Here is an 18,300-nt window from a genome sequence, read left to right as displayed (position 1 = left end):
ATAAATAGGGTCCTCCCAAACCTCAGACGAGCTAACGCTCTAAATTCGGTTTAAGGAGGACCCTATTTATTTTTAATCGTTTTACGCTTTAGGCAACGTAAATACTAGGTGAGGAATAAGAAAACAGCTTTACATTCGGTTTTACAGCGAGGTGTTTTCTTTTTGCTTAGTTAAAAGTTATGTAGTCTTTATTTGTTATAAAACATTATACTTTCAGACAACAAAATACCAAGAAGGAGGGAAAGAAGACCTCTATTATAGGCCATATTCGTTCTTGACGAGCTGAAATTAATAATTTCTTCTTTCCCCCCTTGCAATGCGCTGGTCATTCAGAAATAAGCCATTATATACTTTCCCCTAAGTTATAAAACACGCTTTTCCCGCTTTATCATAAGAAATAAAATAAGTCCCGTAAAACCGAATTTAGAGCGTCAGCTCGTCTGAGGTTTCAGGGACTTATTTTGTTTCTTTATATGACTTTAAAAAGAGTATTTTATAACCTAGTATTCATATTATTTCTGAAGATCACATCTTGCAACCCCAGTTTTTACGGCCGTTTCAGCCACCGCTCTAGCCACTACTAATGGCACGCGTTCATCAAAAGCATTCGCTACTACATAGTCTTCACGAAGGTCTTCGTCAGCAACTAGATTAGCAAGTGCTTCTGCGGCAGCTAATTTCATTTCATCATTAATCTTAGATGCATGCACATCAATAGCACCGCGGAATACGCCAGGGAATACATTCACATTATTAATCTGGTTAGGCGCATCACTACGACCTGTACCGGCCACGCGAACACCACATTTCTTAGCCACATCATACATTACTTCTGGCACAGGATTTGCCATAGCAAATACGATGGAGTCTTCTGCAAGATTTTTAAGAATATCTTCAGTAAAGACACCTGCTGCAGACACACCAAGTAATACATCGGCACCATTAGCTACTTCAGCTAATGTACCAGTTTTTTCTTCTTGGTGAAGTAATTTAATAAGTTCAGCTTGCAATGGAGCAAGGCGTTTATAATTTTTATTTAATACGCCAGAACTTACCATCAAGGTAATGTCACGAGCACCGGCAAGATATAAAAGACGTGCAATATTAGCACCTGCTGCACCGGCACCATTTACGACGATTTTAACCTTAGTAAGGTCTTTTTTCACAAATCGAAGCGCTGCTTCAACACCAGCTAAACAAGCAATAGCTGTACCATGTTGGTCATCATGGAATACAGGAATTTCTAATTCTTCTTTTAAACGATTTTCAATTTCATAGCACTTAGGCGATGAAATATCTTCTAAGTTAATGCCTGCAAAGTTTTTCTGAACAAGCTTTACAGTGCGAATAATTTCTTCTGGATCTTTAGTATCAAGAACTAAAGGCACGCAATCCACATTGCCAAAACGTTTGAACAATAAGGATTTACCTTCCATTACAGGAATAGCGGCAGCAGCACCAATATCACCTAACCCAAGTACACGAGTACCATCAGATACGACGGCTACCATATTACCACGGCAAGTTAAATCAAAAGATAATTCTTCTTTTTCTTTAATACGCAAACAAGGCTCAGCTACACCAGGCGTGTAAGCCACTGACAAATCATGAGCATCCTTTAAAGGATATTTGGTGCCAGTTGTTAAAAATCCACCTAATTCCAACTTCTTTTGAACTGCTTCTTCACGTACATCCATGTTAAGCCTCCTATAATTTTAAGCTTGGCAAGTTACGGCCATAAAAGATTTCAGCCATTTCCTGTCGTAACAATTGATTAATATGCTTCTTTTCCTTCGGAGTTAAATCGTCTTCCGTGATGCCAAAGAGATAATTATTAATATCATATTCTTTTAACATCATTTTTGTATGGAAAATATTTTCTTGATATACATTTACATCAATCATATTATATAAATTCTTAGTCTTCGATTCAATGAAATTTTGAATTGAATTAATCCGATGATCAATGTAAATCTTCTTACCTTGCACATCACGAGTAAATCCGCGAACGCGATAGTCAAGGCTAATAATATCAGAGTCAAAGCTACTAATCAGATAATTTAGTGCCTTCAATGGAGAAATTTGCCCACAAGTTGACACGTCAATATCTGCACGGAATGTACTAATCCCACGATATGGATGACTTTCTGGATAGGTATGTACTGTTAAATGACTTTTATCTAAATGACATACCACATCTTCTTTTTGAACTTCTTCTTCAGAAATCAAAATCGTTACACTCGCACCTTGCGGATCATAATCTTGTTTAGCCACATTAAGGATATTAGCCCCAATAATGTGAGACACTTCAGTTAAAATATCCGTCAACCGCTGGGCATTATATACTTCATCTATGTATTTAATATACTCTTTCTTCTCTTCTTCAGAACGCGTATAACAAATATCATAAATATTAAAGCTCAAGGTCTTTGTTAAATTATTAAAGCCATATAATTTCATCTTTTTTATTGGCTTTACGGATGTTTCCATAGCGTCGTTACACCTTCCTCAATTGAATTCATTACCATTATATCGAAATTTTTCTTTATATTCAAGCAATCTATGCATCTAGGACATGTATTATCCCACCAGGTGCATAGATAGATACACTGTATACGCCTTGATACAAGCTACACAATATATATGCCGTTTACATTACCAATTGCTTTCCCGCAAATAATAAAATTCAGCCGTAAATTTACCATTATCATAGGTTGCTAATGCAATGATACCACCAGATTTGTCCCGCGGCAAAGCAGGGCTTCCTGGATTTACAAATAAACAATCGCCCGCATCATACAATCCGTGATGGTGGGAATGCCCTGCAACGCAAAGGCCCGCCCCCATAGAGCGACCTAGAGAGATAATCTCTGCTACCCGATTATAAGGATAAAATTGATCACCATGGGTCATATAAATATAGGTATCTTTATAGGGGATAAGCTGCTCTCTAGACTCTAAAGGCTTTTTTCTATCATTATTACCTCGTACAGCAATAACCGGTACATCCACGAGCTTTGCCATATACCGAGCATCATCACCATAATCACCGGCATGAAGCCACATATCTACATCCCATAATGCAGTGCGTTCAATGATCTCATCGACTACATCTAAATATCCATGGGTATCACTTATAATTCCGATTCTACCGAATACATCCTCCTTCATTGAACTCACCTCCTTCTAATCAGTCCAATCACTGTAATCCTACAAATAAATATCTTCCCATAAAGGTCTTTAAAACACTTATAATTTCTCCAATAAAGCTTTTAACGCTAATCCGCGATGACTGCGCTTATTCTTTTCTTCTAGAGAAATTTCTGCCATAGTCTGCTTCACATCTGGCAAGTAAAAATAAGGATCATAGCCAAAGCCACCATCGCCCACTGGAATATCCTGAATCAATCCAGAACAGCGCCCCTGCGCCGTATACTCACTTCCATCAGGATACATTAAAACCAATTCGCACACATAATGAGCCGTACGTTTCTCAAAGGGCACATGCTGTAATTCCTTTATGAGTTTTTTATTATTGGCCTCATCATCACAATCATCCCCTGCATAACGGGCGGAATGTACCCCCGGAGCACCATCCAAGGCATCAACAGCGAGACCACTGTCATCAGCTAAACAGGGTAGTCCAGTAGCCTTCATATAATACTGGGCTTTAATGCGTGCATTATCTAAAAATGTCTGACCATCTTCCTTTGGTTCTGGCACTGTAACTAGCTCACCAACACCTACTACATCAAGGCCTAAAGCGCTAAAAGCGGCTTTAAACTCTCTAATCTTCCCTTTATTATGTGTAGCAACTACTAATCTATTCATAGCCTAATCCTTTACTCTTTATTTTATTCAACAGGTGGCACCGTCTTATTTTCAGCACCAACAAAATCACCAATCTCACCTAATGCATCACGCTGTATCTTCATGAGCTCATCAGTGGCCTGTTCTGCTAAATCAAGTAAAGTATTTAGTTCCTCGCGACTAAATGTACCATGTTCACCAGTCCCTTGTACTTCAATCAGATTACCTGAACCAGTGCGCACTACATTCATATCCACAACAGCCTGACTGTCTTCTACATAGCACAAGTCTGTAATAGGACCCTCTTCGCCAATGCCCACAGAAATAGCAGCACAATAATCACGCACTGGGAAGCGACCTTCCCCACTATATACACTATGCACAGCATCCACTAGGGCAACAAAAGCCCCGGTAATGGCAGCCGTACGGGTGCCCCCATCGGCTTGGATAACATCGCAATCCAAGGTAATAGTGTATTCGCCTAACGCTTCCAAATCAACGACGGCGCGAAGCGCACGTCCTATTAAACGCTGAATCTCTACAGTACGACCTGATTGACGGCCTTTGGCCGCTTCACGGCTATTGCGCGTTTGAGTAGCTCGTGGTAATAAAGAGTATTCAGCGGTCACCCAACCGCGCCCTTCGCCCTTCATAAACCGTGGCACTTTTGCTTCTACAGAGGCATTGCAAATCACCTTTGTATTGCCGCATTCAATAAGTACAGACCCTTCTGCATAGGCTGTAAAATGTCGTGTAATTTTTATAGGCCGAATCATGGATTCTGTTCTGCCATCAATTCTCATACTTGTCACTCCTGTTACTAATAGTTTCGACTTATATTATACCACACAAAAAAACTCAGCATTAAGACTCGTAAGTCAAACACTACCTCATTACAATTCTTCCTGTACATCTTTCATCGGGTCCACTACTACATAACGCTGGGCATCACCAATTTTCTTAGCACGCCACGCCTCATCATAGGCGTCGCGCCTACATGAATCATCAGCTTGCCAAGGAATAAACATGGCAAATACATGTTGTGCTCCATACGGTCCATGATAGCTACTAGAATCAATACTATGCCAACCTACCTTATCAGGATACAGTCTAATCCGCTCTGAACGCTGCTCTGAAATACCTGTTTCATCATAATAAATCTGCTTTCGATCCGTCCAATAATCACCTAAGCCTAGTAATACATCAGCCTGCGTTTCATATCGTCTACGCCACTGCGTATGCCAACGCTTAATAATAGCATCAATTTCACTTGTAACCTGTGCCTTCTGCTTATATCGGTATTCATCAAATGCAGGCTCCACAACCTGACTATAATCAAGCCCCGCCATAGCTAATACTATAGCTGTATTTACATAAGGCAGTGCCTCCTGTACTGAGTAGCCCCCTTCAAGAACGGCAATATTAGATTGTAACATATCGGTAATTTTAGCATACCCTTTAGCAGTTACCTCCATATTGGCAAGAGGGTCACTAAAATGATTATCCTGTCCTGCTGAATTAATAATTAGTTCTGGTTGAAAATCATCTAAAATAGGTAGTACAACCTCTTGTAGTACTTTTTGAATCCCTTCATCGCCGGTTCCTGGTGGCAGCGGAATATTTACAGTGCCACCAATCGCCTGAGGGCTACCAAATTCAGGCATAAAGCCCGTACCAGGATAGAGAGTACGTCCATCTTGATGAAATGAAATATATAGCGTATCAGGGTCATGATAAAACACATCTTGTGAGCCATCCCCATGATGCACATCTGTATCGACTACTGCAATGCGTTTTAAACCATACTGACGCCGCAAATAAGCAATCATAATGGCTTCCACATTAACTGTACAAAAGCCCCGGATGCCATGAACCATGGTCATAGCATGATGTCCAGGCGGCCGCACTAAAGAAAAGGCACGCTTTACCTCTCCTTTCATAACCGCATCAGCAGCCACTAAAGCACCGCCAACAGACACACGATGTGCTTCTGTTACCCAAGACTTTAAATCGGGTGCTCCCACATGAACGCGCTCTATATCTTGCCAACTAGCGAGCCGTGGATTGTATTCTCGAATCTCAGGGTGCTCCAATAAGCCCTCTTCTAGCAATTGATCGCGCGTATACAATAAACGCTCCTGTCGCTCAGGATGCGTACTGGATATTTTCCAATCAAAGGCTGGGAAAAAAACTAAACCTAATTTATTTGACATGATATTTCACCCCCGCTGGTCGCTGTGCTCTCACAGTAATTAAACGATGCATCGATTGCCACCCTTCGATAATAGGCACATCTTCACTATAAATAATTTCGCACCGCTCAGGATCTTCAAGGCCTAATTGCGTTGCTTCTTCTTTGATTTTACGCATGGCTAGTGCTTCTACTTCCGCTACATCATAAAGCCCCTGAGCTGCACCATGAAAACCTAGTTCTGGTATGACCAATACATTCTGAGCCGTATCTAAATGTACGGTAATTTCTAAAGTTTCTTTTGCTAGCGCAGCCCCTATCGCATTGGCTACAGCGCCAGCATCAGGAATCGAATACGGCAAAGCAAGAGATGCTCCCACCAATGGCATCAATGCTTTAGCCGTGCCACCTACACCAATAAGATGCTGCGGCACAAATGCATGGGGATTTACAATATCCGCCACCACATAAACAGGCAATCGATTTTCTTCATCTACAGCGCGCTGAATCCCCTCTTTAATGACCTGAATGGCCTTGGCAACAACTGTGTCTGCCACCGCTACTGCATCCATTCCAAGAGTTTCACCTAAGGTTCTAAACCCTGCTTTTGCTTTATTTACATCACCATAGGATGCCTTCCCTAATACGATAAGAGCATCCCCCACTGTAGGTGCGCTCCCACCCAATGCTAAAGAAGGTCCCAGACGCATCGGTCCTACCTGTAATTGTCCAGACTCAATATGAACTAATGTTTCACCACCTACGCCAACAGACTTTACAGCGAAGGAGCGAACTGCGCTGGCATACTCACGAATGGTGGCCCCACCACGAGCCATCAAAGGTGTACTGCCACGCCACAATGAAATATCCGTTGTGGTGCCACCAATATCTAATGCCACCGTCATAGCCTCAGGCATAGTATGCAAGGCTCCTATACCAAGAACACTTGCTGCTGGACCAGTAAAAACCGTTTCCACAGGCCGTTCAAGCATAGTCTCCAATGGCAATGAACCGCCATCGGCTTTTAAAATATATAGGGGTGCCCCTTTATGATATGACGAAACAGCTTCTGCCACAGCGGCCGCAAAATTTTTAAACGCCGTACTCACAGCACTATTAAAATACGCGCTAATAGTGCGGCGTGGGAAATTCAAAGTCCCGCTAAGGCGCGCCCCTTCAGTTACAATATCATATCCATTGGTCTTCAAATACGCTCCTACAGCTTGCTCAAGCTTAGGATTGCGCACACTAAACTTACCAGATACGGCGGCCTTTTTGTGCTCCTCTCTAGGGAGGGCTTCACTCAACTCTCGAGTACTAATACTCCTAACCAAAGTCCCTCTATGGTCCGTATAGCCCCGCAATATAATAGGCTCTACAGGTAGCATAGGACGTATATCCATGCCAGGACCGGGAATAATGTACAAATCAACAGGCTCTTCTTTTTTATTAATCAAGGTATTGGTAATAATTGTAGTCGATAAGGTAATGCGTTCCACCGCTTCCGGCACAACAACTGACCTAATGCCGGCCAAGGCTTCGGTAATACCTTGAAGTAAATTATCATGCGTTGTACGGCATTTATGACTCCCTAATAATTGCCCCTCTTGAAGCACTACAGCATCTGTAAATGTGCCACCCACATCTAAACCTATTAGCATAGAGACCTCCTAAAATAACAAACTAACTCGTTCGAAGCTAAGCTTTATAATCCATAAAAAATACGTTTACTAACTCACTAGCATGGATATGAATAAAAACAAAAAGAGGCCCTCAGGCCTCTTAATTACGCTTTTTTAGAAACAGACGCAAAGTTTTTAATAATTACAATTGGCGTCATTTGATCATCATTGCCAAATGGATTATCAATCAAAATACGGGCTATGCGTTTAGGTTCCATACCGCGACTTTTCCCCAATACAGCCGCTCGTTTTAAATCATTAACATCAGCGACTACCGCACCATAACTACCAGTACGCTGTACAATGCGTTCTGCCACTTTATCTGGATCTTTTGGACCATATACAATGTGCTTATCAAATGGTGGCATTGTACCCGTAACATCATCAGTCAAGGACGCTTGGCGAGCTAATTGGTAGAACACACCAGATTTTCTAAATACCTTAGCAATCGCACCAGCAATGAAGGCCCCTAACACTTTCCACTTGCCATCAAGTTCCATGGCCGCTTGCATACCATAAATAGAAGCCATAGACCCTTCTGGTGGAATAAAGCGGCTAATCAAGCGCGCTTGCCAAGTCGGGGTAAGATCTTCAGGACGTGTAAAATGCCCTTGTGTAATTGCTACTACTGATTCAGCCACACAAACTATATCTTCTGGGCCAATCATATGACCTGCATATTCTACTATGGATTCTGCAATATCATCGCGCTGAGTAAGAATGCGCGTTTGAACAGGGATTAATTGTAGTTCTGCCATGTGTATTTCCTCCTATCGTAACGCGTGCTGTAATTCTTCAGCGGAAAGAACAATGCGATTTTTTGAAATATGCCAATCCGAGCGTCCCACAACTTGGTACACAATATCTATATTCATATCAGGGAAGCCGGCTAAGTCTTTATGAATATTGCCATTCTTAGCATTGAAAATAAGGCGAAGTCGCACTAAACCGCCTTTATGAGATTCAATAATTTGAGCCTTCCAATAGCCATCATGACGCTCTGCATTAGCATCTGTAGTCCAAGATTGAATGGCTACATTGTCAAATTGTTCCTGTGGCATTAAATGGCGAGGATATAGGTCCATAATAGTACCATTTTGACGGCCTTTGTTAACAAATGGAATATCGCAAACTAAAGTTACTTGATGGAAATTAATATCCTCTACTTCAAATTGCGTGCGTCGTTTCGTTAGCATCGTGATTTGTTCATCACCTTGGCGCCAACAATAAAAGCGAAATGCTAAATATAAAGCTGCAATAATAACTATAATAGCTACTATTACATTAATTAAAGTGTAAATATACATGCCGCCACTCCTTACAGTGTAATTTCTCGAATTGTGAATTCATTGGCCGGAATCAATCGTTCCGTCATGCGTTTAGCTAATTCAATATCTTTTGTAAAACATATATCTAATGCGCCTGCAGTGCGTTTTGAGTTGAGCAAATCGTTAGCTTCTAACACAGCCTTCACTTCATTAGCCGTTTCATAGGAAGGGTCCACATAAACTACTTCAGGTCCTGTGATTTGTTCCATTAAAGATTTTAAAAATGGAAAATGTGTACAGCCCAATACAATCGTATCGGCCCCTTTATTCGTGCTATCTGCTAAATAGTCTTTTACTATGCCTGTAATCAACTCGTCATTTGTATGGCCTGCCTCTATTAAATGGGCCAGTTCAGGGCAAGCCTGTTCATACACGGCTACCTTAGGATCAATCTGCATCGATTCTTCCTTATGTTTATGACTATTAATCGTCGCCGTTGTAGCCATAATGGCAATTGATTTTTCTGGGCTTATTTCAATGGCCGTATGAACACCTTTGCTAACTCCCACTACAGGAAAGCTAAATGTTTTTTGTAATAAATCTAATGAAACCACCGAAAATGTATTGCACGCTACAATGGCCATCTTTACAGGCACATTATTAAAAAAATGACCGATGCGCAAAGCAATATCACTGATTTCTTCATTAGGTCGATTACCTACAGGATTATTGGCATTATCTCCTACATATACAAAATCTTCATGCGGAAACATATGGCGCAATACGGATAGGACAGTTAGACCACCTATGCCCGAATCAAATACTCCAATAGGGAGATTTGCTTTATTTGTTCTCTGCTCTCTCTCATGCATCATAAGGGACTCTCCTTTGCTTTTTTTGCCATAGGACCATAATACGTATCAGGCAAACGAATGATTTTTCCTGTTACCTTATCAGTAAACACATTTTGTGTTTCCCCCGTAGCAATCAAAGCACCATCAGCTTCACGTAAAATGCGATACGTAAACACACATTGCGCTCGACTTATTTTAGCTACAGTCACTTCTACCGTCAAAATATCGTCAAATCGTGCTGGTTCTTTATATTCACAAGTTACTTTAGTGATGGGAAATACAATGCCATCATTCATCATATCCCACAAGGTGATGCCACAAGCACGGAAAAATTCAACGCGGCCCATTTCAAACCAACGTAAATGATTGGTATGATGCGCCACTTCCATCATGTCCGTCTCATAAAAACGAACCCGCAACGATGTGGTAAACATAATTCATTTCACCTCTTGCTAAAAATAAATAATCTAAATTTCATTGTACGCCACTCAATGCGCAGTGTCAAACCTTTATTGATGTATTACACTGTCATTACCTTTTTAATAAGCACCTATAATATATTATTGCAGTCCCCCATGACCTAAGGCAACACATTGTTCTTTGGTAATCTTATAGTCTGCTGCTAAACGCGGTAAAAAGACATCAAAGGCCGTAGGCTTACTAAATAATACGCCACCCGGTACGCCCATAATCGGTGTACCATCGCTCATATATGCTAAGCATACCATGGAACCCGGTAAGACGGGTAAACCATAGGTAACGAACTCCGCACTGATTTTACGAATAGCCCCTGGCGTCAAATCGTCAGGTTCTACGCTCATGCCACCGGTACAAAAGACTAAGTCCACCCCACTTTTCTTTACACGCTCTATAGCTGCTACAATAGCCTCAGTATCATCTGTAACAGTCTCATGAGCCACTACTTCCATACCATAATCAGCAATGCGTTCCTTAATAATAGGCGTAAATGCATCTTTAATGCGCCCTGTTGCCACTTCACTTCCTGTTGTAACAATCCCAACACGCTGTCTAATATATGGTAACACCTTAATTACTGGCGTGCCCGTCCATTGCTCTTTCGCTTCCTGCCATTGCGAAGCTTCCAGCATAAGGGGAATGCAACGCATGCCTGCTACTACCTCTCCTTTTTTTACAGCTTGACCATGTAATTTAGTCACTATGGTCAATTCACCAATGCTATTAATACGCAATAGCTCCGGCACGTCAACGACTAGCATACCATCCCATTGTGCGATGGCTTCAATTTTACCTTCACGCACCGGCGTAGGCGCAATACTATCGTTAGCACAAAGACTATACAAATGGGCCGCCACATCCTCTTCGTGAATTTTACTTTCATCGCCAGGCTCCATGACAAAAATATGTTCCTTACCTAATTCTAGTAATAAGGCAATATCCGTCTCCTCAATGCGATGACCGCGCCGAAATGGTGTATCTTTTACTTTGCCAATAACAATGCGAGCAATATCATGACACAACACCGCTCCTACAGCATCTTTTACATGGATTTTCTTCATGGGCCATCCTTTCTATACTCTCTATATTTTCTATATTTGCTATATTTTCTGTATTTTCTATATTTACTATATTTTCTGTATTTTCTATCTCAGCTATCTTCTTACTATACTATCAATACTATTTGTATCACTAGTAGCACCTTCAATACAGCTAGTATCTCCCGTATCTACATAGTCCTAATGTATCTACATAGTCCTAATGTATTCACATTCTATAACTCTTACCCTATATTTTACTATATATAGGCTATAACATATAGATTTTTCTTTATTTTTTCTCTTACCCCACAAAGAACTGCTAGATATGGAGGAGCTTACAGCGTACGCTTGATTCACAGCTACTGTATCTCTATATGTCTGTATATATCTGTATATATCTGTATATGCCTGTACATGTATACTACCATACTAGCTTGCATCTCATGCTTACCAATTTACAAGACTAAACTATCCTAAAGAATACAAAACGCACAAAAGCCTCGGCGTTAACCGAGGCTTTTGTGCTTGAGAAAAAAGAGAGAGAGAACATTTGAATCACATTCAAATGTTAAGGGGCTTTGGGGGTTGCCCCAAGATATGATGTTCATCACATCTCATAGCAATTATAACAAACAAGTTAAAAAATGTAAACATCAGTTATGCAAATTTTGCATTTTTTTATTCTATATTTTAAAATTTTGTCTTTCTCTCACAAACTTTTTCTTATTTTATGTACAAACGTCTTTACAGCAAAAACATTGTTAATTACTTTGTCTCATTCTATTGGAAGCCCTAATAGGCTACAAGAAGTAACTATTCTTTAACGCCAAATTTCTTAGCCCGTAAGTCCGCATGTGCTTTTTTAAATACAAAAGCATTGCGAATATGTTCACGCATAGCTTGTTCTGCTTCTTCTCCATTGCGATGACGAATGGCCTTCATAATGCGATCATGCTCTGTATTACACAAATCAGTACGATCTTGATCCATGGTACTAATATACATATCGCGATTTACCATTTCACGGAATTCACCAAGATAATCCATTACCCGATCATTACCAGAGAAGAATGAAATCAATGTATGAAAACGGCTGTTAATTTGAACGCGCTCTTCTGCATCAGTCGTAGCTAAGCAAGCATCACACACAGCCTGTAACTCTTCGATTTGCTCATCAGTGCATACTTCAGCACATAGTCTAGCACCTAAGCCCTCCATGACTTCACGGCACTGATACATGGCAATAATCTCTTCTGGCGTATAGCCCTTTACAGTAACGCCTTTCCATGGTTTAATAACCACTAAATTATCCTTTGCCAACTTGCGAAATGCTTCACGAACAGGTGTGGCACTTACATTTAACTGTTCTGCGATTTTCACTTCATTCAGCTTTACTTGTGGCTTTAATGCACCAGTCAAAATAGCTTGTTTTAAAGTCACATACACTTGTTCACTAAGTGGCAAGCGTCCAATGGAATCGATTGTATTCAAATGATACTCTTCTTGTTTACCCATATTGATCCTCATCCTTCATTTTCCAACTAACACTAGTAGGGTGTCGTTTGTTCATTTAACAATGAGCAATAAAAGAATAAAACTTCCGTTCTTTTAAATGACAGCTTTCATATCTTATAATATAATATATAGGTAAGTACAAAAAGTAATTAGCGTGCCCTTTACTGTTTTACAGTCTATATATATCATTATAGTATTATATTACATTATATATATAAGAACTAGGGCGCGTCAACTAATGATACGGGAGAGTTTATATGAGTCGATGCTTAATCATTATTAATCCCGTCTCTGGAGGGGGGCGGGCCTGTCAGTATGCCATGGAACTAGAGTGGCAGCTTAGTACCCTCTTCGAGCATATGGAAGTAAAATTTACTACAAAGGCTGGCGATGCCACCAATTTTGCTCGTGAAGCCACTAAAAACGGCTATGATTCTGTCTTTTGCATGGGCGGTGATGGCACTATCAACGAAACCGTTAATGGTATAGCTCAAGGTGGTGGCACCTCAAAATTTGGCTTTATTCCGGTTGGAACCGTAAATGATATGTCTCGTGCCTTAGGCATTCCGCTCGAGCCCCTAGCGGCTATTAGAGCCCTTAAACACAGTAAAATAAGACGGGTAGACATTGGCCGTTGTAACGACCAATACTTTTGTAATAATATCGCTGCTGGCGTCATTCCTAAAGTCGTAGAAGAAGTAACACCTAAGGAAAAACAATTATTAGGACCCTTGGCCTATTTTGTAAAAGGAGGACAAGCCCTATTTACAACGAAGGACTACAACTTCCACATCAAAGCAGAGGAACATGAATTTACTGTACGGTCTCCATTAGTATTAGCATTGCTTACTAATGTTGTATCTAGTTTTGAAAAATTTATGCCTGTAGCCGCTGTAGACGATGGCTATATGCGAATCATCATTTTCAAAGAGTATTTTATTATGGATGTATTACGCATCGTGCCACTCATTTTACGAGGCTCCATTTATAATTCCAAATACGTAACGATTTTAAAAGTAAGGAAAGCGCAAATCACATTATTAGAGGATATCGAACTGCCCACCAATATGGATGGCAATAAAGGACCTCTCATGCCCGTTGATTTAGAAGTTTTACCGGGCTTTTTACAAGTCTATGTGCCTGATAAAAAAAGAAAGTAAATGAAGCCAAAAGTTAAAATCAAATTAAATCTTAATAACAACTTAGTAACAGTTAAATAGCGACCAAATCAAACACCCCGAAGTATACGCTTCGGGGTGTTTTCATATTCCTTATTGACTGCCCACAAGGGAATCTATAAAAAATACAGGGCCATACGTCGGTAATAACCTAGGTATGACCCTGTATCTTTATTATGATAATTGCAAGAAACCACAGTGTTATTTAGGGGATTGGGTTAAATTTATATGATACGTTTCTTGCAATGTATCACCAATTACATTGTGCCTTATGCGCTGCCCATTAATTCTAATTAACCATGATAAGGCAAATTAACTTTAATTAATCACCACAAGTCGAATTAATTCTAATTAACCCTAACGACTTGGATTAACTCTAATTAACCACGACCAGGAATTACACGAACACGTTCAATTGTTGGGTTGCCATCTTTATCTTTAGCTACCACATCAACACGAATGTGTTCTAATTCTGGTTCAAATTCGTTGAATAAGCGTTCGCTGATTTCAGCGCCTTTTTGCATTTGACGATATACAATCATAGCAAATTCATAGCGTGTCATCATACGATCCCCTGCAAAGTTACCATCTGGGTACCCTTCTACAATGCCATTACCAGCTAAAATAGCGAGTTCATTGTATGCCCAATGGTTCTTAGGAACATCTGGGAAGAGCTTAGTCTTAGTTGGATCAAGCTTGTTACCAGCAGCTACATCAACTAGAGCACTGCGCAATTGTTCTACTTCTTGGCGAAGATCTTTCAATTCTTTCGCCATAGCTACGCGGCTTGTAGATACATGGTTGCCTTGACCTACTTTGAAGCTTACGCCTGCATTAACCATATTTTCACCGCCACCGAAGCTACCACCAAGACTGAACATAGTATCTTCATTTGGTCGGTAGAACGCACCAACAGCGACTGCATTAGCACCGCGGTAGTTACCATAACCACCTGCGAAATCCCATTTTTCATCTGGATCAAAATCGAGTGGATGTAAGGCTGCTAACGCCGCTGCCCCAGCACCAACACGATTAATACGGTTGCCCAGTTTATTAATAGCGCCACCTACATTGCTGAAGGCATCAAATAATTGACCACCATTTACAGCATCTTTAGAACCCGGCGCAATATCGCCATCAGCTACACTCGTAATCTTATTACCAGCGGCATCGATTTGCTCACGAGTAAAGGTTGGACCATCAGAGATAGTGATACCATCACCTGTAATCGCTGTATGGTTACCATTAACATCACCAGTAGTTACGCTATTAAGATTTGTTAAATCCTTAGCCAATTTAATTGTCAATTGACCATTATCACCAGCTTGGCTAGCTACTACACCAATGTTAGCGCCATCAGATAGTTTAGCTGCGTCTTTTTCGCCACCAGTAATATTGACTGTTTTATTAAGCTTAACAGCTGCTGTACCAGTGTCACCAGCATATACCATACCGTCATCAAGAGTTGCTACTTCATGATTATCTACGATAATGCGGGAAATTCCATCTTTACCATCAACGCCTGGTTGGCCCTTAGCGCCCTTAATTGTAATCGTTTCGCCTGGTTTTCCATCAGCACCAGCTGGGCCTGTTAAACCAATAGAACCGTCTTTACCATTAAGAACTACGGATGCACCATCTTTACCTGTAGCACCGATACTGCCATCCTTACCATCTTTACCTGGTTTACCAGCCATAATTTCGCTGCCTAAGCCCACTGTAATCTTACCTGATTCTGGGTCAGCTGTAGTTGTGATATTTTGACCATCACCAGCAATTTGTAAGGTTTGACCTAAATCGCGATGTACTTCAACGCCTTTGTCGTCAGTGAAGTTAAGACCTTTAGAAACAGTTTCTTCATTAGCAGATTTAGTAATATTCTTCACGTCACCAATATTAGCTGCATTAGTATCTGTATTATACACTGGCTTATTATTTTCATCTGTACCAGATGCACCACTAGCAAGGTCTTTAATCTGTTTCTTGCCCGCATTGATACCATCTTGGTTGATAGCAATCGTATCACCCACAGTGATTGTGTCAGTCTTAACTGAGTCAGCTTCAACTTCGCCAGCTTTTACTTTATCAGCTGTTACATTATTGGTCGTAATACCACCTTTGTCGATAGTAGTTTCACCAACTGTAATGGATCCGTTTTTACCTAAATCAATATCCTTGTTAAGGCTAATTTCTAAAGCGCCATTATTCACTTTAGTTGTAATATTGGACACACCATTAGCTTCAGATTCACTTGCTGTGTCTTCAGTAATGCCACCTTTAACAGTAATTGTTTCACCAAGGTTTTTCTTAACTTCTTCACCAGATTGGTCAGCTAAGCCGAAGCCGCCTCCTTTTGTATAATCTGTAATAGAGTCAGTGGCTGCTTTCAACTGTTCTTCAGTAGCGGCACGACCGGAAACAATACCTTTTTCATTTGGTTTCCATTCCGTATTACTTAAGCCGGTTACAAAGTTTCCTGTTTCTGAATTACCTTTACTGCCATCAGCTTTTACAGGTGTTGCTTGTTGGTTACCAATAATAATCGTACCAAATTCAGCACTGTTAAGACCTTTCAAGTCTTTTGCCAAGCGAAGTTCTAATTTAGCGGTATCGCCATCTTCGTCATGAACTGGTGTTGCAACTACGCCAATATTAGGATCTGTTGCTAGTTCATCCTCTTTTTCAATGCCGCCAGTTACAGAAACTATACTATTAAGACCTACTGCGGCTTTGCCAATATCGCCATGGTAATCATAACCATCAGATGTGTAGGCTACATAGTCCACACCGTCTGCACCACCTACAGTTAAGCGTGTATTGCCAGAATTGCGTTCACCGCCAACAGATTCATTATCTGCTGTTTGAATTACGGTTACATTAATCGGTGCACGGTCACCATTAGTAGGATCTTGGAAGGTAATGGAGCGGTTACCACCATCAATAATAACAGCGCCACCATTATCACCACCTACGGTAATTTTGCTATCACCTTTATTATAACCGCCTAAAGTAATTTCATTAGCTAATTGAACTTTTAGTTTACCATCTACATTGTTTACGCCAATGTTATTGTCGCTAAGTTTAGTAGGGTCTGCACCGCCGATAATATCTAATTGTTCATTTAGTTTCTTCTTAATGACTTGAGTAGCATCAGTTTGACCATTGTCACCAGCATATTTTTGACCGTCATCAAGGGTTGCTACTTCGTGAGTTGTGCCACCTTTGTCTTCGTATACGATGCGAGTTAAACCATCTTTGCCTGGAGTACCATTAACGCCTGGTTGACCTTCCACAACATGGATGTCTGCATAAGTGCTTTCACCATCTTTGCCTGGAGCACCAGTTAAGCCAATATGACCTTCGGAACCGTCTTTACCATCTTTGCCATTTTGAGCAGAAATGGTTACGCCGTCTTTACCGTCAGCACCTTTAATGCTAATGCCATCTTTGCCATTGATACCAACGCCAGATTTGCCATCTGCACCATTGATACCAATCTTACCGTCAACGCCATCTTTGCCGTCCTGACCAGCTGGACCACCAATGGATAAGTCATTAGTTAAACCAACTGTAATCTTACCAGTTGTTGGATCTGCTACCGTGGCAATGTTTTGACCATCACCAGCGATTTGTAAGGTTTCACCTAAATCACGATGTACTTCAGTGCCTTTATCATCAGTGAAGTTCAAGCCTTTAGTTGTTACATCAGATGTAACACTATCTACGGCCTCTTTTACTTGGCCTTCTGTAGCTGCACGGTCTGGAACGATACCATTTTCAGTAGGATTCCACTTCGTATTATCAAGACCTGTTACATAGTTACCAGATTCAGATTTACCGTCTTTGGTTGTACCATCAGCATTAGTGATAATTGGAGTTACGTCTTGGTTACCAATTACGATACCAGAACCATCCGCACCATCTTTACCGTCTTGACCGTTTACAACAATCTTATCAGCACCGATAGTCGTTGTGTTCTTAGTACCTTCTGCACCAGCTTCGCCACCTTCAGCAGGTGTCGTTCTTGTAATTGTTACACCATCGTTATTTACAACAGTGTCACCTGTTTTTACAGAACCATCGTTGCCAAGGTCGATGTTTTTAGCTAATTGAACTTTTAGTTTACCATCTACATTATTAACGCCAATGTTATTGTCGCTAAGTTTAGTAGGGTCTGCACCGCCGATAATATCTAATTGTTCATTTAGTTTCTTCTTAATGACTTGAGTAGCATCAGTTTGACCATTGTCGCCAGCATATTTTTGACCGTCATCAAGGGTAGCCA

The 18,300-nt window shown here is 40.7% G+C and carries 15 protein-coding genes; 1 reads left to right on the top strand and 14 read right to left on the bottom strand.

Going from position 1 to position 18,300, the window contains the following annotated elements:
* Nucleotides 1-512: 512 nt before the first annotated feature.
* The 13 genes from Q0376_RS08780 to Q0376_RS08720 form a co-directional block, all read right to left on the bottom strand.
* Entirely contained in the window at nucleotides 513-1,697 is a 1,185-nt protein-coding gene (locus Q0376_RS08780; protein WP_298706616.1) for an NADP-dependent malic enzyme, read from the bottom strand.
* A 10-nt stretch (nucleotides 1,698-1,707) separates the two neighbouring features.
* The gene (gene speD / locus Q0376_RS08775; protein WP_298706614.1) at nucleotides 1,708-2,490 is read right to left on the bottom strand and encodes an adenosylmethionine decarboxylase; all 783 of its coding nucleotides are present in this window, start codon (nucleotides 2,488-2,490) and stop codon (nucleotides 1,708-1,710) included.
* 165 nt (nucleotides 2,491-2,655) lie between these two features.
* On the bottom strand, nucleotides 2,656-3,171 hold the full coding sequence (locus Q0376_RS08770; protein WP_298706612.1) for a YfcE family phosphodiesterase: 516 nt from the start codon (nucleotides 3,169-3,171) through the stop codon (nucleotides 2,656-2,658).
* A 78-nt stretch (nucleotides 3,172-3,249) separates the two neighbouring features.
* On the bottom strand, nucleotides 3,250-3,831 hold the full coding sequence (locus Q0376_RS08765; RefSeq protein WP_298706611.1) for an XTP/dITP diphosphatase: 582 nt from the start codon (nucleotides 3,829-3,831) through the stop codon (nucleotides 3,250-3,252).
* A gap of 23 nt (nucleotides 3,832-3,854) precedes the next feature.
* Nucleotides 3,855-4,613, bottom strand: a complete 759-nt coding sequence (gene rph / locus Q0376_RS08760) for a ribonuclease PH (RefSeq protein ID WP_298706609.1) — start codon at nucleotides 4,611-4,613, stop codon at nucleotides 3,855-3,857.
* Nucleotides 4,614-4,703: 90 nt separating this feature from the next.
* Complete coding sequence (locus tag Q0376_RS08755; protein ID WP_298706607.1) at nucleotides 4,704-6,023, bottom strand: histone deacetylase; 1,320 nt, start codon at nucleotides 6,021-6,023, stop codon at nucleotides 4,704-4,706.
* Entirely contained in the window at nucleotides 6,013-7,662 is a 1,650-nt protein-coding gene (locus Q0376_RS08750; RefSeq protein WP_298706605.1) for a hydantoinase/oxoprolinase family protein, read from the bottom strand. Before Q0376_RS08750 ends, Q0376_RS08755 begins: the two co-directional genes overlap by 11 nt.
* 125 nt (nucleotides 7,663-7,787) lie before the next feature.
* Nucleotides 7,788-8,441, bottom strand: coding sequence for a coenzyme F420-0:L-glutamate ligase (locus Q0376_RS08745; RefSeq protein WP_298706603.1), 654 nt, complete (start codon nucleotides 8,439-8,441; stop codon nucleotides 7,788-7,790).
* Between the two features lie 12 nt (nucleotides 8,442-8,453).
* The gene (locus Q0376_RS08740; protein ID WP_298706601.1) at nucleotides 8,454-8,990 is read right to left on the bottom strand and encodes a hypothetical protein; all 537 of its coding nucleotides are present in this window, start codon (nucleotides 8,988-8,990) and stop codon (nucleotides 8,454-8,456) included.
* Nucleotides 8,991-9,001: 11 nt separating this feature from the next.
* On the bottom strand, nucleotides 9,002-9,826 hold the full coding sequence (gene murI / locus Q0376_RS08735) for a glutamate racemase (protein ID WP_298706599.1): 825 nt from the start codon (nucleotides 9,824-9,826) through the stop codon (nucleotides 9,002-9,004).
* Complete coding sequence (locus tag Q0376_RS08730; protein WP_298706597.1) at nucleotides 9,823-10,239, bottom strand: thioesterase family protein; 417 nt, start codon at nucleotides 10,237-10,239, stop codon at nucleotides 9,823-9,825. The genes murI and Q0376_RS08730 overlap by 4 nt, the downstream gene beginning before the upstream one ends.
* A gap of 126 nt (nucleotides 10,240-10,365) precedes the next feature.
* Nucleotides 10,366-11,343 (bottom strand): molybdopterin-binding protein, encoded by a 978-nt coding sequence (locus tag Q0376_RS08725; protein WP_298706595.1) that lies wholly within the window; start codon nucleotides 11,341-11,343, stop codon nucleotides 10,366-10,368.
* A gap of 792 nt (nucleotides 11,344-12,135) precedes the next feature.
* Nucleotides 12,136-12,837, bottom strand: a complete 702-nt coding sequence (locus tag Q0376_RS08720; RefSeq protein ID WP_298706593.1) for a GntR family transcriptional regulator — start codon at nucleotides 12,835-12,837, stop codon at nucleotides 12,136-12,138.
* 257 nt (nucleotides 12,838-13,094) lie between these two features.
* Between Q0376_RS08720 and Q0376_RS08715 the strand changes: the two genes are divergently transcribed.
* On the top strand, nucleotides 13,095-13,997 hold the full coding sequence (locus Q0376_RS08715; RefSeq protein ID WP_298706591.1) for a diacylglycerol kinase family protein: 903 nt from the start codon (nucleotides 13,095-13,097) through the stop codon (nucleotides 13,995-13,997).
* A gap of 398 nt (nucleotides 13,998-14,395) precedes the next feature.
* Here Q0376_RS08715 and Q0376_RS08710 read toward each other — a convergent pair.
* Nucleotides 14,396-18,300: YadA-like family protein (locus Q0376_RS08710; RefSeq protein ID WP_298706589.1), on the bottom strand; the 3,905-nt coding region annotated here is incomplete at its 5' end.

The organism is uncultured Veillonella sp. (assembly GCF_937981445.1).
Classification (GTDB): Bacteria; Bacillota; Negativicutes; order Veillonellales; family Veillonellaceae; genus Veillonella_A.
Note: the sequence above shows the minus strand (reverse complement) of the source record. Positions and strands in the feature narration are given on the sequence as shown.